This is a genomic window from Paenibacillus terrisolis (assembly GCF_056171975.1).
Genome location: NZ_JBKFGG010000027.1, coordinates 32164 through 52821, shown reverse-complemented (window position 1 = coordinate 52821; position 20658 = coordinate 32164). Strand labels below are relative to the sequence as shown.

The window sequence follows — 20658 nt, the reverse complement described above, 5'->3', positions numbered from 1 at the left end:
AATTGATCGAATCGTCGAGGGTATTCACTTCCTCATAGGGGAATGAATATTCATTCCTCCTACGCTATAGATCCAGGTTATTGGATCCTTACCGCATTCCAGCAGCAGTCTTCGAGCTCACTAACGAGCTCCGGAGTTTCCACCAGTATACCTTTGCGAAAAATCTCGGACATTTGAAGAAAAGCGCCAAACACGATGGAAATCAGCGCCGGCGTCGGGAGCGAACGAACTTGCCCCTCCTGCTGTCCTCTGGCAATGGTAGCTTCAATACCGGATAGAAAAGTGCTCATAAGCGATTTGTTCTTCTCATCGAAATATAGCTCGTTTCCGGTTGTGCAAATAAACTTCAGTCGATATGGGTCCGCTTGGCCAAACCGAAACAGACCGCTGAATAGATGATGGAAGTCTTCTCGAACCGATCTGCCGGAATCAGGTTTCCCCAGTTCCAGGGCCTCCGAAAATTCAAGCATGCACTTTTGAAATAAACTGTTGAGCAAGACTTCCTTGCTCTCAAAGTAACGGTAAATCGTGCCTGCCCCCACTCCCGCCAAATCGCTGATCATCGGCATGGTAGTCGCGTCAAACCCGCGCTCGGCAAACAGCTTTAAGGCCGCATCAAGGATTGCGTCTTTCTTGCTCACGGTCGCCATATGGTTACACCCCTCAAACGGAATGACTATTCATTCCGCAACTAAACCCATTATATATCGTCAAGTTTAAAAATCAAGCCCTTCAGAGAATGTCGGCAAAAAATCGGGAATGCAACCGGTAGTACACATATACCAGCGCAAACGCGATGAGATAAGATACCAGCGTCCACCCGACATTCCAACCGTTTCCGTATTCAATCCGCCCCAGGCTGACAATGCAAAATTCAATGCCGGTCAAGATCATGGCAAACAGGATCACCTGAAACAAATCGTTGAGACGGAAACGTTTGATGCAAAAGATCATCAGACTGGCCACAATCGGGTAAAGTCCGAGATTAAAGGGAATGGTCGTGACAGATTCCAAGTTTTTGGGATGCAAAATCCACCAATGCTTATAGATGCCGATATCGTTAAACAAAAGCGACAGCAGCCCGGCAACCGGGAATACCGTTACCATCGTCGTTTTGTCGTATTTTATCAAAAAGAATCCGGCGATCCAGGGAATCAAAAATCCGGCTACGATATTAAACAGCAAAATGCCTCACCTCAAATAGCAGTATGCCCTCCTATCCATATGGCGATAACCGGCGTTTTCACAAGTTTATTGGCTTTTGACAATTTCCGATACTGAAGCTTAAAATAAAAAGTGAACGAATAGTCTTTATTTTTTGGAGGAGATTCACATTCGCAAAGGAGAAAAAACCAAGCAATTCGTCATCGAAAAAACGTCTTTGCTATTCAACCAGCACGGATATTTGTCTACCTCTCTTGCCCAAATCACGGATGCGACCGGCCTGCAGAAAGGCGGATTATATAATCATTTCAAAGACAAAGAAGATTTGATGATGGAATCTTTCAATTATTCCTGCGCTTCGGTGAGTGAGCAGATTGAGGCGTCCCTGGCTTCAAAGCCAACCTCCCTCGAAAAGCTGCTTGCGTTTATCGATCTCTATACCGATCTCGATTATCCCGGCGGTTGTCCGATCGTTAACGCCACAGTCGAAGCGGACAACGTTTCGGGCCCTCTTTTCCGAATGGCCCAGGAAGCCATGAATCGCCTGCTGGCGAGACTTGAAGGGATTATAACCACAGGGATCAGCAATAGCGAATTTCGCTCCGAGGTCAACGCAAAAGACGCCGCGTTATTTATTCTTTCCGCCGTCGAAGGCGGACTGATCATGCGAAAGCTGTTCCCCTCCTCCTCACCCATCGAAACCGTCAAGAATCAGTTGTTCCAATACGTTAAGGCGCTTCAATAAAAATGGGCTTGAAACGAATAAAGCCGGCCCCCCCTAAGAGGGGACGCTCGGCTTTGCTGCGATGTTAGCTCATTCGGCAATCAGGGAACCCTTCTCCCATTCCTTAACTTCCTCGATTCTCCGGCTTAAAGCATCGCGAATGCCGTAAGTAGCAGTCGCACCGACCGGAAAATGAAGCGGCGGCTGCTCACTGTTGACCATGGCGATGATGGCTTCAACCGCTTTGCTTTGGTCCCCTTTTTTCACTTGTTCATAACCTTGATAGAAGGCATCATACACTGGGGTGTATTCCGGTTTGGGATTTGACGTTTTTCTGGATTGCCCCATAAACTCGGTCTGAAAAACGCCGGGTTCTACGATCGTTGTCTTGATGCCAAAAGGCGCAAGTTCCGCTGCCATGGCCTCGGAGAAGCCTTCCACCGCGAATTTGGAGGCGGCATAGACGCTGAAGGCGGGGATCGCCCAAACGCCAAAGACGGACGAGAGGTTCACGTAGTGCCCCGATCCCTGGCGTTTGAAGAACGGCAAGGTTTCGCGGATCACGTCAAGCATCCCAAAAACATTAACGTCGAATTGGTTGTGAATCTGCTCGTCCGTATATTCCTCCAGCATGCCAAATAACCCGTAACCGGCATTGTTGACGACGATGTCGATTTTTCCGAACCGTTCTACGGCCTCCTGAACCGCGGCTTGAATTTGCCCTTTATTCGTAACGTCCAATGCGGCGATATGTACCCGCTCGGGCGCTCTTTCCTTCAGATCGGCAATGGAATCGATATTGCGCGCCGTGGCCACGATTCGATCCTCCGTTTCCATCAGCTGCTCTACGAATTGGCGACCAAAGCCGGATGATGTTCCGGTGATAAACCAAACTTTGCTCATCGAACCCACTCCTCACAAATTTAGATTGTAACTTCTATTCTTTCAAAAAAAGACAGACCGTTCATTTTTATTATATATATAGGATATCCTGCCGTCAACTTGATGCATGAAACTTCCAAATAAAAAACCGCTCAGGGTCGATTCGGAACCTGGAGCGGTTTTAACTTAAAGATTGCAATCGGAATCCTTTAGGAATGGGGCGATCATGTCGGCGCTCGAAAGAATCGGCTGTTCAACCGGAAAGCGGACGGCGAGTTCAGGATCGTTGTGCGCTATAGCGCGTTGAGGTCGGGATCAAAGTAATTTCGAATATTTCATGCCATTAAGAAAAAACTCTTTTCTCAAATTGCTTACTGTGCAGATCTTTATAAACCCCGTTCCGGGATAAAAGCTCCTCATGCCGCCCTTCCTCTACGATGGCTCCGTCCTGCACGACGAGAATTTTCTCCGCAGCCATAATCGTCGATAGCCGGTGCGCGATCACAAGGCTTGTCTTGTTCTTCAGGAGCAGGTTCATCGCCTGCTGAATATAGAACTCCGACGCGGTATCCAGCGACGAGGTCGCCTCGTCCATGATGATGATCGCCGGATCTTTGAGCAGCACCCTTGCGATGGAGATACGCTGTTTCTCTCCGCCGGACAGCTTGATCCCGCGATTGCCGACCACCGTGTCGTACCCGTCCGGGAACTCCATAATGAAATCGTGAATATATGCCGCTTTGCACGCCGCCACCATTTCATCGTAGCTGGCGCCGCTTTTCGCGTACAGTAAATTCTCGCGGATCGTGCCGTTAAACAGATAGCTGTCCTGAGTCACAAGCCCGATCTGGGAGCGCAGCGATTCCAGCGTCATGTCGCGGATATCGGTGCCGCCGATCCGGATCCTGCCCGAATCCATCTCGTAGAGACGCGGAATCAGGTTGGTGATCGTCGTTTTCCCCGCCCCGCTGGGGCCGACGAGCGCCGTCATAGTACCTGCGGCGGCGTTAAACGAGATGTTGCGGAGGATTGGTTTATCTTTTTGATAATAAAAATGGACGTCTTCAAATACGATATCCTGCTGCGCCAAATCCTTAGGACGAGCTTCCAGACGATTCACGATAAGCGGTTCCATATCGAAATAATCGAAGATCCGTTCAAAAAGCGCCGCCGACCGGTTGATCTCTACGTATAGATTCGTGAGCTGGTTAAACGGACCGTAAATCCGTCCCAAGAGCGCTACGAAGCTGATGATCGCCCCTACCGAAATTTCACCGTGAATGAAGAGGTATCCGCCGTACAGGTAAATCATCATGGGGCCTACGCTTGTAAAGGTCGACAGCAGCATGAGGAACCAGCGTCCCGCCATCGATTCCCGGATTTGAAGCCGAGTCGACTCCGCGTTGACTTTTTGGAAGCCGGCGTATTCCTCTTTTTCCCGGGTGAACAGCTTCATCAGCAGATAGCCGCTAAGACTCAGCGTTTCCTGGATGATTTGGTTTTGCTCCGACATTTTCTCTTGCGTTTCCTTGGCGATTTTCCAGCGCACCCTGGCCATTCGGCGGGTCGGTACAATGCTGAGCGGCACGATAATAATGCCGAGCAGCGCCAGCTTCCAGTTCATATACATGAGGGTCGCCACCGTGGTGGAGAGCACGAACACATTGTTGGCAAAACTGACGACCGTGCCGCTGAACACGCTTTGAATTCCGGAGATGTCCCCGGTCATTCTTGTAATGACCTCCCCCTGCTTCACGGCCGTAAAAAATTGCAAGGGCATCTGCTGCAAATGGCGGTACATCTGGTTCTTCAGATCATAAACGATGCTTTGCGAGATATACGAATTCAGGTAGCTTTGCAGAACGCCGAACAGGCTTGCGGCGAGTGTCGTCCCGAGCGATGTGAGCACGAGGATCGTAAGCAGGCGCAAGTTTTTATCCGGGAGCGCATGATCGACGATTTGCTGGATGAAGATCGGGGGCAGCAGTCCGAGGACCGAAGTAACCAGCAATATGAGCAGCACCAACACGGTTTGCCGCCAATATGGCTTGAAATAGCGGAAAATACGCATCAGCATCGCTTTGGAGATGTCGGGCTTTTGCGCCCCTTCATCGAATTTTATCCGGCCGAAGCCGGGAGAGCCGTACATTCTTGCCATCAGGATCACCCTTTACGTCATCTTCCGAGATAGGTATTTTTCATAAATGCGAAAGCAATTTCTGGTGCAATGACAGAAGAGAATCGATTTCTTCCGGTGAAAAATGCCGCAAAGAAGCGGCCAGCGCCTGAATGGACAAGGTCTCCCGGCCGTGGCGCGAATACAGCTCTTCCCCTGCCGGAGACAGGTACAGCTTCGTTTCTCTGCGGTCCTGTTCGGAAATTTGCCGGATCACAAGTCCTTTATCGACAAGCGCGTCGATCTGCAGACTGACCCGGCTTTTGGCGAACACCAGCCGCTCCGTGATTTCCTTTTGCGTCTGGCCCGGCTTCTCCCGTACCGCTCCCATAATCAAGAGCTGATTGACGGTCAGTCCGATATCGGCCGCGCTTTGCTGAGCCAGCTTCGTAAGATGCCGGGTAACGGCGAAAAAGGAATGGTAAACCTCCTTAATTTGCTGTTTGTCAGCCATAGGAAAATACCGCCTTAATTAGTTTCTATCGTGAACTGTTCCTAACGATAACTAATTATAGCGGCACTTCAGTTAAAGATCAAGATTTGGATCTGCGAGCGGTTCCACCAGCATCTCGCTCCGCAGTGTCTCCCGCTCAAGAAAGGGATGCATATCCTCGACCGGCCGGTTGACGGCGAGTTTGGGGACGACCGTCGTATCCCTTTCCAAATCAACGTTGACAAGCGCGCTTCCCGGGATGGTCAGCGCCGTCGCCAGCTTTTCCCTGGCCCCCTCCCAGCCCCGTATCCGCAGTGCCGGAATGCCGTACGCCTCAGCCAAGCGGACGAAATCGGGACAACTATAGCCATCTACCGTTGATTGCTGACGCCCGTTCATGTACAAATCCTGAAATTGCCGGACCATACCTAGATGGCGGTTGTTCATGACGATAATTTTGATCGGCAGCTTAAGCCGGACAAGGCTTTGCAGCTCCTGGATATTGACCTGGAAACCGCCGTCTCCGGCGATGACGATCACTCTTCGCGGGGGATCGGATAACGCCGCCCCGATTGCCGCAGGCAAAGCGAAGCCCATCGCCCCCATGCCGCCCGAATTGATCAGCCGCCCGCCTTCTTTAAGCCGCAGCGACTGACTGGCCCACATCTGATGCTGACCGACGTCGAGCACGACCGTATCCTTTTCTCCGAGAAAATCGGAAATAAACTCCATGAAGCGGTTAGGTTCGATAACGCTGCTTCCCGGCCGCGGAATTCCGCCGCTTGGATACCTGGCTTTGGCGTTCGCAATCCGCTCCCGCCAGACTGCGTAATCGGGCAGCGCAGACTCGGACTCCGCCAGTTCAATCATGAGACCGAGCAGAAACTCCTTAACGTCCATACGAACAGGCAGCTCGATGTTCATTTTATTCTCGATTCCGGTGTCTTCGATATCGACGTGGATTTTTACGGCTCCGCGAGCAAAGGTGTCCGGCCTTGTTCCCGTTTGCCGGGTATCCAGCCGGGAGCCGAGAATAAGCAGAACATCGCAGTTGGCTGCCGCAAGGTTGCTGTAACGGTTGCCGTATGAGCCGATCAGGCCGGCGTTTAAGGCATGTTCGCCGGGCAGCAGGTCGAGCCCCATCAGCGAGCCAACCATCGGGATGCCGGTTATTTCGATGAACCGGCGCAGTTCTTCCTCGGCATGAGCGGCCCGGATTCCGCCTCCGGCAAGGATGATTGGCCGCTCCGCCGTCCGAAGCAGCGCAAGAACCCGGCGCAGAATGTCGGACTTCGCGGTCTCTCCTTCACTGCCTGAACCGTCGTTGGCCGCATCAGCCTCTTCCGTGTAGCCGACCAGCTGCTCGGGATCGATTTCGGCACGCTGAACATTCATCGGAATGTCCAGCAGCACCGGACCCGGCCGACCGTGACCGGCCAGGAACACCGCCTTCTCCAGCTGGTAACGGATTTGCCCCGGGTTAAGCACCATTTCGGCATATTTCGTAATCGGCTTGACGATGCTGACGATATCCGTCTCCTGAAAGCCCTGCTGACGGATCGGCTTATCGAATTTGTATTCGTACGTATTTACCTGCCCTGTGATGAAAAGGCAAGGAACGGAATCGAAATAACAGCTGCCGATCCCGGTCAGCATGTTCAGTGCCCCCGGCCCGCTTGTGGCCATGGCCACGCCAAAAGCGCCGCCCGCCCGGCTGTAGCCCTCCGCCGCAAAGGCGGCCGCCTGCTCATGATGCAGAGAAACGCAGCGGATGTCCTCTCTTCCGTAAGTCGAATCCAATAGATGCACGATCGCGCCGCCGGCCATTTCGAAGATATGGTTCACTCCCTTCCGGCTCAAAAAATCAATAACGTAATCCGAAAGTTTCACGGTTCTCCTCCTTCCAGCTTATACGTTTTTTCTCCCGGTATTTATTTAATGTCATTAAATTCATTTTCCGCATACTCGCGAATCTGCCGCAAACAAACTTCCTTCATATCCGCACCGCCTGTAAAGGCCAGGTACCATTCGACCGTCCGCCGCAGCGCTTCCTCGACATCCCACTTGGGCCGCCAGCCGAGCCGATTGCGCGCTTTGGAACTGTCCAGCTTGAGAATTCCGGCCTCATGCGGTTTCGGACCGCCGTCGACGCGGATCCTGATCTTTTGCCCGCATAAGCCGTTGAGCTCTTCCGCGATCCACTTCACATTTCGGGTGCTTTCCTCATTCGGGCCGAAGTTCCAGCCCTCCGCGAACTCGTCTCCGCGCTCCAGCATCGCCCGGGCCAGCAGCAAATAGCCATGCAGCGGCTCAAGCACGTGCTGCCAGGGGCGAACCGCTTCCGGGCTGCGTAAAACAACATCTTCGCCAGCCAGCACGGATCGCATCAGGTCCGGGACGAGCCGGTCTTTGGACCAGTCTCCTCCGCCGATCACGTTACCCGCCCGTGCCGTGGCCAAGGTAAGTCCATGCTCTGCGAGCTTCTCCGGCGGGAAAAAGCTGCTGCGGTATCCCGCCACCGCCAGTTCCGCGCAGGCTTTGCTGCTCGAATACGGATCATGCCCGCCAAGCGGGTCATTTTCCCGGTAACCCCAAATCCATTCACGGTTTTCGTAACACTTGTCCGTCGTCACCGTCAGCAGTCCGCGCACGTGCCTGCCGTTGAGCCGATTTAGACGGACGGCCTCCAGCACGTTGACTGTTCCCTGCACATTAACCTCGTAGGTTTCCGCCGGAAATTCATAGCTGGATCTCACCAGAGGCTGAGCGGCCATATGAATAACGATTTCCGGCTGCTGCTCCTCGATCGTGTGCCGCAAATGCTCCCGGTCGCGAATGTCGCCCATGATCGACGTCATCGACTTTTGCAGTCCGCTGAGTTCAAAAAGATTCGGCACCCCGGTCGGCGGAAGTGCATACCCGGCCACATGGGCCCCAAGCTCCTGCAGCCAAAGGCACAGCCAGCCGCCCTTAAAACCCGTATGACCGGTGATCAATACCTTTTTGCCCCGCCAAAAGGACGAATCCGTCAGCATCAGCTCCCCTCCTTCTTCCAAGGGGCTTTGCCGGACTGCCACAAGCTTTCCAAATAATTGCGATCGCGCAGCGTATCCATCGGATGCCAGAAACCGCGGTGATGATAAGCCATCAGCTCGCCGGATGCGGCCAGGCTTTCCAGCGGCTGCTGCTCCCAAACCACCGAATCCGCTTCGATCAAGTCGAATACTTCGGGCTGAAGCACGAAAAATCCGCCGTTTACCCAGCCTCCATCCCCGTGGGGTTTCTCCTCGAAGCCGTGTACCTTGCCGTCTTCCGCCAACTGCAGCGCTCCGAACCGTCCCATCGGCTGGACCGCCGTGATGGTGGCCTGTTTGCCATGGGACTCATGAAACCGGACCAGTTCGCCGATATCGATGTCCGCCAACCCGTCGCCGTAGGTCAGCATGAACGGCTCGTCGCCGACATATTTGCGGATGCGGCGGATTCTTCCGCCGGTCATGCTGTCTTTGCCGGTATCGACCAGCGTGACCTTCCAGGCATCGTGATAACGGTTATGAACCGTAAAATCCTTGGTTCCCGAGCCGAAATCGAAGGTCACGTCCGAGCCGAACAGATGATAATGCGCGAAATATTCTTTGATTGCGTTCCCTTTGTAGCCCAGGCAAATGATAAATTCCCGGTACCCCTGCGAGGCGTAAATGTTCATGATATGCCATAAAATCGGCTGATCCCCGATCTCGATCATCGGCTTGGGCCGAAGCGCCGTCTCTTCGCTGATACGCGTGCCGTAGCCTCCGGCCAAAATGACTACCTTCATATCGCTCCTTCCTTTCTCAGCAACCGGTGAAGCGTATCCGCGGCGTAGGCCAGCATCTCCTCCGTTAAACCGGGGTATACACCGATCCAGAACGTGTTTTCCATGATGATATCGCTGTTCGCGAGTTCCCCGACGACCCGGCAATGAATTCCTTTATAAGCGGGCTGGCGCAAAAGATTGCCGGCGAACAGCAGGCGCGTACCGATCCGGCCGCGTTCCAGCTCCTGCACCAATTCGTTGCGGGTGAGCGGCGAATTGGCCCGTACGGTAATCGGGAAGCCGAACCAGCTTGGATCGCTGCCGGGCGTCGCCTCCGGAAGAATTAGCGTATCCTCCAGCGGCCGCAGCGCGTTCTTAAGGTATGCAAAGTTGTGCTTGCGCCGCTCGATGAACTCCGGCAGCTTGCTTAGCTGGGCTACGCCGATGGCCGCCTGCATGTCGGTGACCTTCAGGTTATAGCCGATATGGCTGTACGTGTATTTATGGTCATAACCAGCGGGAAGATCTCCGAACTGCATGCCGAATCGTCTGCCGCAGGTATTGTCCTTACCCGGAGCGCACCAGCAGTCCCGACCCCAATCGCGAAACGATTCGACGATTTTTTTGAGCCGAGGCGAAGAGGTCAATACGGCTCCGCCTTCCCCCATCGTAATATGGTGCGCCGGATAAAAACTGACGGTAGCCAGATCTCCGAAGCTTCCGGCTTTCCGTCCGTGGTATAAGCTGCCAACCGCATCGCAGGCGTCCTCGATCAGCCACAACCCGTATTTGTCCGCAATTTGCCGAATCTCCTCGGCCGGAAAAGGATTGCCCAGCGTGTGGGCGATGATGATCGCTTTGGTCTTGTCGCTGACGGCGGACTCGACCCGCGCCGGATCTACATTGTATGTTGGAATCTCAACATCCACGAAAACCGGTACAAGCCCGTTTTGAAGAATCGGGTTTACGGTTGTCGGGAAACCGGACGCTACCGTAATGACCTCGTCCCCGGATTGTAGTCTTCGTGCCCCAAGCTGAGGCGAAGTCAAGGCGGATAAGGCTAACAGGTTGGCGCTGGAACCGGAATTGGTCAATATGGCGTAACGGTGATCCATGAACCGGGCGAATTCCTGCTCGAACCGCCTGGCGTACCGGTCTGCCGTTAAATGAAAATCAAGCGAGGCATCAATCAGATTGATCAACTCTTCGCTGTCCGTTACTTTGCCGCTGACAGGGACATAATCGATTCCCGGGCGGTAGGATGCGGACGGCTGCTTCTCCGAGTGATATAATGCCGCAAGGTCCAAAATCTGCTTTCTTCGTTCTCCTTCTGAAATCGTCATCCGCTGCGTGCCTCCTATTAACGTAAAACTATTTTTATATCAGCATATGTTGTCTCTCATTCCATGTTCGGACTCAGTAGAATCATTTCCGAACGGATATCTTCTTCCGTCAGTCCTTTCCCAAGGAAAAGGCGCAGCATGGACTCGCAGCCCTTCAGGGCTGCTTTCCCAAGACGGAATCCGTCCGGCTCGTTATTCTCTTCGATAAACAGACTTCGGTTCACCACGCAAAATTTAGGGTTGAACGCCGCGAGGATGGCATACTGCAGATATATCAGGTTAAGCGAAGCATCATCGGGGAATAATTCGAGCTGCTCTACTTGTGAGAGACTCTCCCTTTGCAAGATAATTCCTGATAAACGGGTGGACATTAGGGGAGATGCTTTCAGAAAAGCGCGTATTCCTTCGTCCGTATATTCCTGTCCGTCGTTATTACGGGCTTGAATATGAATAATTCCGCAGTCGCGGTGGCTCCGCACGGCTTCAGTCAGCGCCAACAGCGCTTCCGGCGTGAAGGCATCTCCGTCGGCTTGCAGCATGACGAACTCGCCTGCGGCAAGCCGCATCGCATGGCGGATGTTTTGAACCGTCCCGATATTTTCGGGATTACGGAAGTATTTTAAGGCGGGATACCTGTCCAGATAAAACTTCATCACTTCCGGAGTCCGGTCGGTTGAAGCATCGTCGCACACCAGCACTTCGATCGCGGATTCGTTTCCAAGCTGGCTAAAAATGGAACTTAAACAGCGGTCAAGGAGCTCGCCGCGATTATAGGCCGGGATACAGATGGCCAAAAGCGGCGAATGGCCTTTCCGTTTTAGAACGTCTGGCGCTTTGCCCGTGTCGACCCATCTGCCCAGAGCCGGAACGTAAACCTGAGTTATCCTTGCCGGAACCCCGTCGACGGCGCAGAAATCGGGAACATCCGATTCAACGACGCTGCCCTGGCGTACGATGCTGCCCTTTCCGATGCGGATGCTGCCGGCTATGATCGCGCCGTCTCCGATTTGCGCGAAGTCCCCGATTTTGACCTCCCCGGTGGAACCGATGATTCCTTGGGTCGTAACCGGCTTACCGGTATTGCGGTATTCATGATCCGTGTCGGAAATACAAACACGCCTGCCTACGGAGACGTTCGCGCCGATTTCGATCCGGTTCACGGCGGACAGGATCAGGCCTTCCCCGAAGCTGCAGCCGCTGCTGATCGCAATTTTCGGCGCAGCTCCCGTTCCTTTGGCGATGATATTAAGCCAGTATGGTGCCCGCATCGTAACGCCGCTGCCTACGGATATTTCCTCCGGATAAAGGAACTGGCCTCCCTCTTCAAGCAAAGTGTTCGCGCCGAATTGAAAAAAACGGGAAGCGGTTTGCGAGTGGATGGATATCGGCATAAGCTAGCCTCGCTCCTTTCTCAACATTTGCCGATGTCTGATGGATATGATCGCTTCCAGGGCCTCGGCAAAATAGGGCTCGTCATGATAGCACTCCACAAAAATTTGCTCAAATCCGGCCGTATCCGATAGAACTCCGGGCTCAGTGATCCGTCTGAACCAGGGAATAATGTAGCCGAAGAGGGTGCGCTTTTTCTCCCGGCTTAAATCCTCTTCCGTGAGCCCTCTACCGATGAAGTAGCGTAAAATGGACTGAAAGCTGCGGAAAACGACCTCTCCAAAATTGTATTTGTCCGTGGAATTGCCGGCGTACGTAAACATGCTGTTGTTCATGATGCAAAACCGCGGGTTGCGCGCCAGAATCGCGTACTGCAAATACAAATGATTGTAGCAGGACGAAAGAAACTTATCGGGCTCTTCAACTTGTTCCAGATCCGTACGGCGAAAAATCGTCGAAGTGATAAACGTTCCGTAAATGGACGTTGCTTCAACATACGCCTGAAGTCCGCTCTGAACGCTGATTTGGCCGTTTCCGTTCAACACATTGATATGGATAACGCCGCAATCCGCATGGGAATGCACGAGATTAAGCAGCGGGAGAAGCGTTCCGTCCACATAAAAATCGTCATCTCCCTGCAGCTTGACGAATCTCCCGCGGGCCAAATTCATGACATGATAAATATTCGGATCGGCTCCTACGTTGGTCTCGTTTCGGCTGTACCTCAGATTGGAAAATATATCGGCATACCGCCCGGCTACCTCCGAAGTCGCATCGGTAGACGCATTGTCCGACACGATTACCTCGATCAAACTGCAATCGCCGATCTGCGAATAAATCGAATCCAGCAGGTGCTGCAAATGCGGCGCCCGATTGTAAGTCGGGATGCAAATCGACATCAACGGACAGGCACGCCGTTCGGCCAGCATGGCCCTGGCTTCGTCTTCGCAAGGCACGTCTTTCCACTGTCCTGAAGCGGGTTCATAGATTTGCACGATCGTCGCCGGAGCTCCCGAAACAACGCAATAATCCGGGACGTCGGAAAATACGACGCTGTTCGGTTTAACCACGCTGCCCATGCCTACGTTCACATTCCCCATCAATACGGCATTGGCGCCGACCCAAGCTCCTTCTTCAATGACGATCCCTTGGCGTTCCGCGTTTGGGGAAGTTTCCGGCAGCGGAATTCCGACAGAAAGAAAGTCTTCGGCTTGAATCTTGTCGCTCATATAAACATGCGGACCGATCAGGACGTTTCGTTTCAAATGGACGCGGTATTCGGCGAAAATTCGGAGTCCCGGATTGATTTGGCAGCCGTCGCCAATCGTAATGACGGGTATTTTTAAGCCTGCTTGAGCTCTCGCCTCCAAACGATAGGGTGAACGAATGAAAATATCGTGGCCGAAAGCTATTCTCTCCGGACCGATAAACTCTCCATGGTCCTGGATGTAGGTTCGTTCGCCAAAGCGCAAAAACTGTCCCGCCAGCTCCGGCGTAATGTAGGAAATCATGGCGAATCTCCCTTCTCTTTTAATAGATTCGATAAATCATAGTATTCAAAAGCATCGAAAAAGTACGGGCATTCCCGCGTAAAGGGCAAGGCTGCGAATGGAATGGCCCTTTCTATGCAAAAGAGCCTACGGCGAATGAGATGCCGCAGACTCTTTTAAGCTGAAGAGAAGGTTATCTGTTGTCTTCGATTGAAGCGAGACTGTTGTTCTCCGACAACGTCGTCGTCGGATCGTAGGGCGCTCCCGTCACCGTGCCGACAAGCAGCGCGATGTCCGTTGCGTTTTCCGGAATTCCCCAGGAATTGCCCGAGAAGACAAAGATCGCACGGTCCACTACATATCCGCGAGTGTTATAAACTGTATTGTTCACGATATGGCCCGTCGAATTCGGATTTAAATACGCCGACTGTCTGAGTGAAAAGAAAATGTTGTCCTGGACGATCAGGTTCATCACATTTCCCTGCGTGAGAAAGCCGCGATTAACGACCCAGGTATCCGAAGGTCCGGCTTGCGGCGGCCCGAAAATGACATTGTCCAGGAGTTTGTGGTTGCTGCCCGCAAGCTGAATAAACTCTACGGCAAAAGGCGCACTGCTGGTTATTCTGAAGCCTTCCATGGTAATGCCGCTGGTCGTGATCAAAAAGGCGATAACGGCGGCTTGCAACTGTATGACCGTATTCGGATAGCCTTTTAACGTGATGCCCGTTTTGTTGACCGCGATGGTTGTCGTCACGGGGTAGGTTCCTCCAAGCACATGAACGGTACCGGTCGGCTGCACCGCCGCAATCCCTTGCTGAATGGTGCCGAATGGAGCTTCCTGAGTTCCGTCTCCGCCGGTCGCTCCGGCAAGAACGAAGACATCAAACGGATTGGGCTCAAAAGTTCCGGTAGGACCTGTCAGGCCGGTTGCCCCGGTAACTCCCGTTGCTCCTGTGGGTCCTGTTGAACCCGTAGCACCCGTTGGACCGGTCGCTCCAGTGCCGGTGGCGCCCGTTGAGCCCGTTGGACCAGTGGGTCCGGTGTCGCCTGTGGCTCCGCCCGAAGGCCCCGTCTCGCCTGTCGGCCCGGTAGCGCCTGTTTCCCCCGTTGGGCCTGTGGGTCCCGTCGGACCCGTTGGTCCGGTTGGTCCTGTGTCGCCTCCGGGTCCTCCACCTGGCCCGGTAGCGCCCGTAGCTCCAGTATCTCCAGTGGCACCTGTTGAGCCGGTAGCTCCGGTAGTTCCGGTCGCACCTGTTGAGCCATTGTCGCCGGTAGCCCCAGTGGACCCGGTGATGCCTGTAGGTCCAGTCAATCCAGTGATTCCCGTTGCTCCCGTGTTACCTGTAGCCCCGGTCGTGCCTGTGGCTCCGCTCTCTCCCGTTACACCTGTTGGCCCCGTTGCTCCCGTGTCGCCGGTAATGCCTGTGGCTCCGGTATCTCCAGTTGCACCTGTGGGCCCGGTGGGTCCTATCGAGCCAGCGTCACCCGTTGGCCCAGTCGTGCCTGTGGCTCCAGTGTCTCCCGTTGCACCAGTCACCCCGGTAGTACCCGTCGCTCCGCTCTCTCCCGTTACACCTGTTGGCCCCGCTGCTCCCGTGTCGCCGGTCACGCCAGTTGGCCCTGTAGCGCCCGTTTCCCCTGTCGGGCCGGTGGGTCCTGTTTGACCCGTTGCTCCAGTAGCTCCTGTCGGACCAGTGACTCCCGTGTTGCCCGTTGCACCGGTCGTACCTGTTGTTCCTGTTGGACCAGTAACTCCTGTCGCCCCAGTGGTCCCGGTCGCCCCGGTGATACCCGTTACTCCACCCGTCGGACCTGCCGGCCCGGTAGGTCCCGTTGCCCCGGTGGGGCCGGTAGCGCCCGTTCCCCCGGTGTTCCCCGTTACTCCGGTTGCCCCCGTAACCCCTGTGGCTCCTGTCGGTCCCACCGCTCCGCCGGTGTCTATGAGCATGGCGACATCGTCAATCAAGATATCCGCCGTAGATGCTTGCGGAAGATTGTTGATCAATATGAAAGCTTGCGAGGTTCCGGGCGGGGCAGTTCCCGTTGTTTGGTAGATTTCCAGCCAGGTTCCTTCGGCAGCGTTGGGTATCCGATCTATGGGCACATTCGTAAACAGACCGGTTCCCAAATTAACGAATGCGCTGTTGAAAAAAGTAACCTGAATCGTTACGGCTGCCGCCGGCAGATCGCCGTCTTTGGCCAGAGAAACGAAGAACTCGTACGATTGGCCCGGAGCGGCTGGCGCAAACTGCGAAATAAAGGAAGTTAGCCCGTTCCCTTGCAAGCTGACCGAAAAATTGCCCGAATGCGAGAACTGGTTCGTAACGGTTGCATTGGATGCAACCCAAGGAGTAAGCGTTCCGGTTTCAAATCCTCCGTTGACTATCATGTTTTGAATAGCCATTTGCTTTTACAACCTCCTTTCTACGTTAATGAATTGAATTCTCCTTATTTGAAGAAGACTTGATATTATATGACTATTAAAAATAAATAGGAACGTCGGATGACGGCGGTCAAACCTACAAATTCGGCTGCGGCGGCCCGAAGTCTTTAAAACTATTGGATATAACTAGAGGCTGAGATACGCATTGTGCAATTCTCCCATTTTAAGGCGATACATGTGGTTGATTTCACGAAGCGGAATGAAATACACTGTGAAAAAGAACAAAGATATCTCGAAATGATCCATACATAGCCTTAAACATAAAGCCGGAGGAAGGAATATTGCCATGGCTACAGAGAGTCAACGCCGCACTCTGCTTATGATTACGCCTGAGAATCGCGAGATTAATGCGTTCAGAACTGGACAGCACAACAATTTCACCCAACTGACCATGCCCTATTTGGCCGGATTTGTTCCTGAACCGTTCGATATTACGCTGATCGACGAATACAGACAGAATGTTGTTTTCAAGCGATATGATTTGGTAGCGATCACCGTCAATACGCCAAATGCTCCCCATGTGTATCGCATGGCCGAACGTTTCCGGGAACTGGGATCCTGGGTCGTCTTGGGCGGGCCGCATGTCACCCTGCACCCCGAAGAAGCGGCCGCCTTCGGCGATACGGTGGTTGCGGGAGAGGCGGAGGAAACCTGGCCGCGTTTTCTGCAGGATTTTCTGAACGGAACGCCGCAGAACGTGTACAAATGCGGAATCGCTCCCGAGCTCAAGAACCTCCCCCTTCCGCGCAGAGATTTGATCCGCGGCCACCGGTTCACAAGCGGAGCCGTGATCGCTTCGCGAGGATGCCCGCATCAATGCAGCTATTGCTGCCTGAAAAAAATATACGCGGAACGCTTCCGCACCCGCCCCGTCCCCGAGGTGATCGAAGATATCCGCCAGGTTCGAAGCCGGTATTTCGTATTTTGGGACGATAACTTTTTTGCCGATCCGGCCCATACGAAAGCTTTGCTCAAAGCCATGATCCCCTTGAAAAAGAAATGGGCTGCGCAAGTGACCGCCTTCAGCTGCGCGGATGAGGAACTGCTCGCCTTGGCCCGGCAAGCCGGATGCCTCTATCTGTTTTTGGGGCTGGAATCTTTCTCGGAGCAAGGTCTGCGCGATGCCAATAAGCGGTTCAACCGCATCGATCAGTACCAGGATATTGTGGATAAGCTCCACCGCCACGGAATCAGCGTTCAGGCCGGCGTCGTGTTCGGCTTCGACTCCGACACACGGGCAACCTTTGACCATACGCTTGAGGCCTGCGAAAAGATAGGGATCGACGGCGTGACCGTCAGCATATTGACGCCGTATCCGGGCACTCCGCTGCACGATCAGTACCAGCTTGAAGACAGGCTGCTTCCCGTAGACTGGTCTGCCTACAACGGCAAAACGCGGGTGGCTTTTATCCCCAAGCAGATGTCGGGAGAAGATCTGCTGAAGGGCTACGATCATTTCCGGAAGCAGTTTTATTCTTGGAAAAGCATTCTTCGCAGGCTGGCCAAATCCAGGGCCAATTTCCCCTACGCGCTGCTCATGAACCTCGGTTACAGAAGAGCCTTTTTGAAATACCAAAAACATAAAATTTGAAATTGACAGGAGGTTTGCTGACGAGTAAGATGATTACATACCATTCTTATCGGATTAATCTATAATCATGAAATGGCTGAAGACTTACTCTGCAAATGCGATGGGTAAGTCTTTTTTTAGAAAGGAGACGAACATCAAATGAAAGAAATACCGATGTTTTACGTCAAAAGTAATCAAACCGGCATCGTCATTTCGGTCCTCCTCTTGTTCCTGTTCCGGGAACCGTGGATCGCGGCCGCTCTCCTTGCGCTGCAGTTGATTGGCCTGCTTACGAACGGCCGCTGGAATTTGTTTGTACTGGTGTCCAAAGCGCTGTTCCGCTTCGATGTGAAGCGGTTCGGATTTCAGGCTGCGGAGCTGCAGAAATTCAATAATGTGCTGGCGGTTTCGTTCTTAGGCTTGTCGGTGATCGGCTTCCTGCTAGGTTGGACCATTGCGGGTTATGTGTTTGCGGGGTTTCTCTTAGCCGCTGCAGGTGCGGCGCTGCTCGGCTACTGCGTCGGCTGCACGCTGTATTTCTGGGTCAAGCAAATCAAGGCGGGTCGAAGACCGGCGTTTTGGGGCGCCAAATCCGGCAAATAAGGAGAAGCGGCTGCATATCCGCTCCCAATAGCGGAAATCTTAACTTTGTATAAAAAGCAAAGCCAAGCATCCACATTGGGAGGTAATTGGGATGGACAGCAAACGCGCCAAAGAAATCGTTTCATCGCCTTCGATGATCGATGTCACGTATGATGGAGTTCCCGTCTACATTCAGCATGTAGATGAACATAAGGAAATGGCCAGAGTTTACCCGCTCGGTCAACCGGAGCATGAGCAGGATGTCGCTTTGACCCGGCTTAACGAACAATAAAAAAACAGGAGGAGATGAGCGAACATCTCTTCCTGTTTTTTTACTTAAAGCAGCAAATTGCTGCATAAAGTGCAATATTTTTGACTCTATCAGGCCAATGCAGCCCATTATGTTGTAATAAGTACAACATAATACAGCTGTTTGGTGGAAAACTGGATTGTTTGAGCTCAAATTATTGTATTTGATACAACATTTCCGGCCGTATCGCGAAGTGATGCCGAAATTGTTGCATGAAATACAATATTTCCGGCCGACCTGCCCGATCTCCTGTTAGTCAAGCCTCCTGCCGAAGCCTGCTGTTGAATAACCCTTGCAGATTAGACGGATAAGGCGGGCCAAAGCTAACTATTCACTTTCGACGATATTGCCAAAACATTTTGTGCTTTTCCCTTTTACCGGCTGACGGCGGCATGCATATATCCGGGAGCCTCGTCCCAGGGAACGGAGAAAGCTTGTCCTTTCGAGCAAAAAATGGACAGCGAAGTATAGGCCGGATCGGCGTTTTTGTCGTAATTTTTGCGCCGGATAATCCCTTCCCTTTGATGGCATTCGGCATACCCGCCAAACTTGAGCGAAATCGCTCCTTTGCCGTGCGTCATGGAGGCAAGCTCCGAGGCGTAATCCATAAAGGTGGCTACCGGAGCCACGCCAATGATCGTCGCTAGCGTTTCCGTCGTTTCCGGCGGCTCGAAGCTGCCGTGCGCCTGCTGAATATCGGTCATCACTTTACCCAAAAATTCAAGCTCGACTTTGATCTTGAACCGGTAAACCGGCTCGAGCAGCACGTTTTCGGCTTGCTCCAGACCTTGCCGCAGCGCCCGAAACGCCGCCTCCCGGAAATCCCCTCCGGTCGTGTGCTTGTTGTGCGAGCGGCCGGTCAGCAGCGTGATCCGCATATCGCAGAGCGGCGAACCGGTCAATAGTCCGTGATGCTCCCGCTCCAGCAAATGCTGGCCGATCAGATTCTGATAACCCACCGCCAGATCGTCGGGATGGCAGGCGTTTATGAATGTTATTCCGCGGTCCCTTTCCGCCGGCTCCAGCTTCAGATGCGCCTCGGCGTAATGACCCAACGGTTCAAAATGGCCGCAGCCGACCACCGGACCTGCGATCGTCTCCTTGTACAAAATCTCCGGCGGACCAAAGGTCACCGGAAGTTTGAAGCGTTCGCGCAGCACCTGCTCCAATATTTCCAGCTGAATTTTTCCCATCACCTGGATATGCAGCTCCTGCAGCTGCTCGTCCCAGTTCACGCCAAGCGTGGGATCCTCCGCGTCCAGCAGCGCGAATACGGCAAGCACCTCTTTCAGATGCACGGGAGGCTGAAACAGCACCTTGGATTTCAGCGCCGGAACAAGCTCGCTGCGACTGAAATCCTGCTGTTCCCCTACCCCCTCCCCGGCAGCGACCGAGGTGATTCCGGTCACCGCGAACAACTCGCCGGCATGGACCGTTTCGGCTTGAGTAAACCGTTGTCCGTTATACTTGCGAATGCCGGTGACCTTTTCCGATTTTCGCTCTGCCGCTGGCCCGTACTCCAGTTCGTTTCTTACCTTGAGCTTCCCCTGCAGCGCCTTGATAAACGTAATCCGGGTCCCCTGTTCATCGTGGCGGATTTTATATACTCTCCCGGCAAAAGGAAGCGAATCGTCGTATTCGGTGACAGTCAAAGCGTCCAGTTTACAGAGAAACGAATCGATTCCGATATCGAGCAGCGCCGAGCCTTGCATGCACGGGAATACGCGGCCCGCCTGAATCAGCCCGATCAGAGCTTTCTTCCATTCGTCCGGTCCAAGGCCGCCTTCCAGATATGCCTCAAACAGCGCATCGTCCCGCTCTCCGAGCCAAGCTTTGAGGTCATCATCAATGACTACCTCGTCGCCGCATTGGGACAAATCAAGCACGTCGCCGCTTAACTGGCGGCGGATTTCTTCAAGGACACGATCCGGATCGGCGCCCGTGCGGTCGGTTTTATTGATAAAGAAAAACGTGGGAATCCCGTGCGAACGCAGCAGCTGCCAGACGGTTTCCGTGTGGCCCTCGACGCCTTCCACCGCGCTGATGATCACCACCGCATAATCCAGCACCTGCAGCGAGCGTTCCATTTCGGCCGAGAAATCGACATGGCCCGGCGTATCGAGCAGACAATAGGCCGAATCCCCGAAGGACATTTCCGCCTGATCGGCGAAAACGGTGATCCCACGGGCTTTTTCAATTTCGTGGCTATCCAGAAAAGCGTCTTTATGATCGACCCTGCCCCTGCTGCGGATCGTTTGGGTGTGATAGAGCAAGGCCTCCGCGAAGGTCGTCTTTCCCGCGTCGACATGGGCGAGCAGCCCGATCGTTTTATACATCGCAAAAATGCACCTCTGTT

The 20658-nt window shown here is 53.5% G+C and carries 17 protein-coding genes; 4 read left to right on the top strand and 13 right to left on the bottom strand.

All coding sequences use genetic code 11. The features are described from left to right. Nucleotides 1–77 precede the first annotated feature (77 nt). Entirely contained in the window at nucleotides 78–650 is a 573-nt protein-coding gene (locus ACI48K_RS19440) for a TetR/AcrR family transcriptional regulator (RefSeq protein WP_475029285.1), read from the bottom strand. Nucleotides 651–732: 82 nt separating this feature from the next. Beyond that, a complete protein-coding gene (locus ACI48K_RS19435; protein WP_475029284.1) occupies nucleotides 733–1185 on the bottom strand; it encodes a CBO0543 family protein in 453 nt (150 codons plus the stop codon). Between the two features lie 133 nt (nucleotides 1186–1318). Between ACI48K_RS19435 and ACI48K_RS19430 the strand changes: the two genes are divergently transcribed. Further along, nucleotides 1319–1909, top strand: a complete 591-nt coding sequence (locus ACI48K_RS19430; RefSeq protein ID WP_475029283.1) for a TetR/AcrR family transcriptional regulator — start codon at nucleotides 1319–1321, stop codon at nucleotides 1907–1909. Between the two features lie 69 nt (nucleotides 1910–1978). Here ACI48K_RS19430 and ACI48K_RS19425 read toward each other — a convergent pair whose 3' ends face one another. The 10 genes from ACI48K_RS19425 to ACI48K_RS19380 all read right to left on the bottom strand — a co-directional run bounded on the left by ACI48K_RS19425 (nucleotide 1979) and on the right by ACI48K_RS19380 (nucleotide 15801). After that, a complete protein-coding gene (locus tag ACI48K_RS19425) occupies nucleotides 1979–2791 on the bottom strand; it encodes an SDR family NAD(P)-dependent oxidoreductase (RefSeq protein ID WP_475029282.1) in 813 nt (270 codons plus the stop codon). A gap of 322 nt (nucleotides 2792–3113) precedes the next feature. Further along, on the bottom strand, nucleotides 3114–4928 hold the full coding sequence (locus ACI48K_RS19420; RefSeq protein ID WP_475029281.1) for an ABC transporter ATP-binding protein: 1815 nt from the start codon (nucleotides 4926–4928) through the stop codon (nucleotides 3114–3116). Between the two features lie 40 nt (nucleotides 4929–4968). Then, on the bottom strand, nucleotides 4969–5400 hold the full coding sequence (locus ACI48K_RS19415) for a MarR family winged helix-turn-helix transcriptional regulator (protein ID WP_475029280.1): 432 nt from the start codon (nucleotides 5398–5400) through the stop codon (nucleotides 4969–4971). A gap of 72 nt (nucleotides 5401–5472) precedes the next feature. Next, entirely contained in the window at nucleotides 5473–7269 is a 1797-nt protein-coding gene (locus ACI48K_RS19410; protein WP_475029279.1) for a thiamine pyrophosphate-binding protein, read from the bottom strand. Nucleotides 7270–7310: 41 nt separating this feature from the next. Further along, entirely contained in the window at nucleotides 7311–8414 is a 1104-nt protein-coding gene (gene rfbG / locus ACI48K_RS19405; protein WP_475029278.1) for a CDP-glucose 4,6-dehydratase, read from the bottom strand. Further along, nucleotides 8414–9196, bottom strand: coding sequence for a glucose-1-phosphate cytidylyltransferase (gene rfbF, locus ACI48K_RS19400; protein ID WP_475029277.1), 783 nt, complete (start codon nucleotides 9194–9196; stop codon nucleotides 8414–8416). The genes rfbG and rfbF overlap by 1 nt, the downstream gene beginning before the upstream one ends. Then, nucleotides 9193–10518 carry a lipopolysaccharide biosynthesis protein RfbH gene (gene rfbH, locus ACI48K_RS19395; protein WP_475029276.1) on the bottom strand — a complete coding sequence of 442 codons (1326 nt, stop codon included), beginning with the start codon at nucleotides 10516–10518 and terminating at the stop codon, nucleotides 9193–9195. Before rfbH ends, rfbF begins: the two co-directional genes overlap by 4 nt. 56 nt (nucleotides 10519–10574) lie before the next feature. After that, nucleotides 10575–11909: a glycosyltransferase gene (locus ACI48K_RS19390; protein WP_475029275.1), complete on the bottom strand. Its 1335-nt coding sequence runs from the start codon at nucleotides 11907–11909 to the stop codon at nucleotides 10575–10577. Between the two features lie 3 nt (nucleotides 11910–11912). After that, a complete protein-coding gene (locus ACI48K_RS19385) occupies nucleotides 11913–13418 on the bottom strand; it encodes a glycosyltransferase (protein WP_475029274.1) in 1506 nt (501 codons plus the stop codon). 172 nt (nucleotides 13419–13590) lie between these two features. Continuing rightward, entirely contained in the window at nucleotides 13591–15801 is a 2211-nt protein-coding gene (locus ACI48K_RS19380) for an NTTRR-F1 domain (protein ID WP_475029273.1), read from the bottom strand. 325 nt (nucleotides 15802–16126) lie between these two features. On the opposite strand from ACI48K_RS19380, the gene ACI48K_RS19375 reads away from it, so the two are divergent. The 3 genes from ACI48K_RS19375 (at nucleotide 16127) to ACI48K_RS19365 (ending at nucleotide 18284) form a co-directional block, all read left to right on the top strand. After that, entirely contained in the window at nucleotides 16127–17431 is a 1305-nt protein-coding gene (locus ACI48K_RS19375) for a B12-binding domain-containing radical SAM protein (protein ID WP_475029272.1), read from the top strand. A 138-nt stretch (nucleotides 17432–17569) separates the two neighbouring features. Beyond that, complete coding sequence (locus ACI48K_RS19370; protein ID WP_475029271.1) at nucleotides 17570–18013, top strand: DUF4395 family protein; 444 nt, start codon at nucleotides 17570–17572, stop codon at nucleotides 18011–18013. 91 nt (nucleotides 18014–18104) lie between these two features. Beyond that, the gene (locus ACI48K_RS19365; protein ID WP_475029270.1) at nucleotides 18105–18284 is read left to right on the top strand and encodes a small acid-soluble spore protein H; all 180 of its coding nucleotides are present in this window, start codon (nucleotides 18105–18107) and stop codon (nucleotides 18282–18284) included. A gap of 392 nt (nucleotides 18285–18676) precedes the next feature. Here ACI48K_RS19365 and ACI48K_RS19360 read toward each other — a convergent pair whose 3' ends face one another. Then, complete coding sequence (locus ACI48K_RS19360; RefSeq protein ID WP_475029269.1) at nucleotides 18677–20638, bottom strand: GTP-binding protein; 1962 nt, start codon at nucleotides 20636–20638, stop codon at nucleotides 18677–18679. Between the last annotated feature and the right edge of the window lie 20 nt (nucleotides 20639–20658).

Bases quoted from the DNA above. Each gene is read 5' to 3' on its own strand.
- ACI48K_RS19440 (WP_475029285.1), bottom strand. From the start codon at position 650: ATGGCGACCGTGAGCAAGAAAGACGCAATCCTTGATGCGGCCTTAAAG.
- ACI48K_RS19425 (WP_475029282.1), bottom strand. From the start codon at position 2,791: ATGAGCAAAGTTTGGTTTATCACCGGAACATCATCCGGCTTTGGTCGC.
- ACI48K_RS19420 (WP_475029281.1), bottom strand. From the start codon at position 4,928: ATGGCAAGAATGTACGGCTCTCCCGGCTTCGGCCGGATAAAATTCGAT.
- ACI48K_RS19415 (WP_475029280.1), bottom strand. From the start codon at position 5,400: ATGGCTGACAAACAGCAAATTAAGGAGGTTTACCATTCCTTTTTCGCC.
- rfbG (WP_475029278.1), bottom strand. From the start codon at position 8,414: ATGCTGACGGATTCGTCCTTTTGGCGGGGCAAAAAGGTATTGATCACC.
- rfbF (WP_475029277.1), bottom strand. From the start codon at position 9,196: ATGAAGGTAGTCATTTTGGCCGGAGGCTACGGCACGCGTATCAGCGAA.
- rfbH (WP_475029276.1), bottom strand. From the start codon at position 10,518: ATGACGATTTCAGAAGGAGAACGAAGAAAGCAGATTTTGGACCTTGCG.
- ACI48K_RS19390 (WP_475029275.1), bottom strand. From the start codon at position 11,909: ATGCCGATATCCATCCACTCGCAAACCGCTTCCCGTTTTTTTCAATTC.
- ACI48K_RS19385 (WP_475029274.1), bottom strand. From the start codon at position 13,418: ATGATTTCCTACATTACGCCGGAGCTGGCGGGACAGTTTTTGCGCTTT.
- ACI48K_RS19380 (WP_475029273.1), bottom strand. From the start codon at position 15,801: ATGGCTATTCAAAACATGATAGTCAACGGAGGATTTGAAACCGGAACG.
- ACI48K_RS19375 (WP_475029272.1), top strand. From the start codon at position 16,127: ATGGCTACAGAGAGTCAACGCCGCACTCTGCTTATGATTACGCCTGAG.
- ACI48K_RS19370 (WP_475029271.1), top strand. From the start codon at position 17,570: ATGAAAGAAATACCGATGTTTTACGTCAAAAGTAATCAAACCGGCATC.
- ACI48K_RS19365 (WP_475029270.1), top strand. From the start codon at position 18,105: ATGGACAGCAAACGCGCCAAAGAAATCGTTTCATCGCCTTCGATGATC.
- ACI48K_RS19360 (WP_475029269.1), bottom strand. From the start codon at position 20,638: ATGTATAAAACGATCGGGCTGCTCGCCCATGTCGACGCGGGAAAGACG.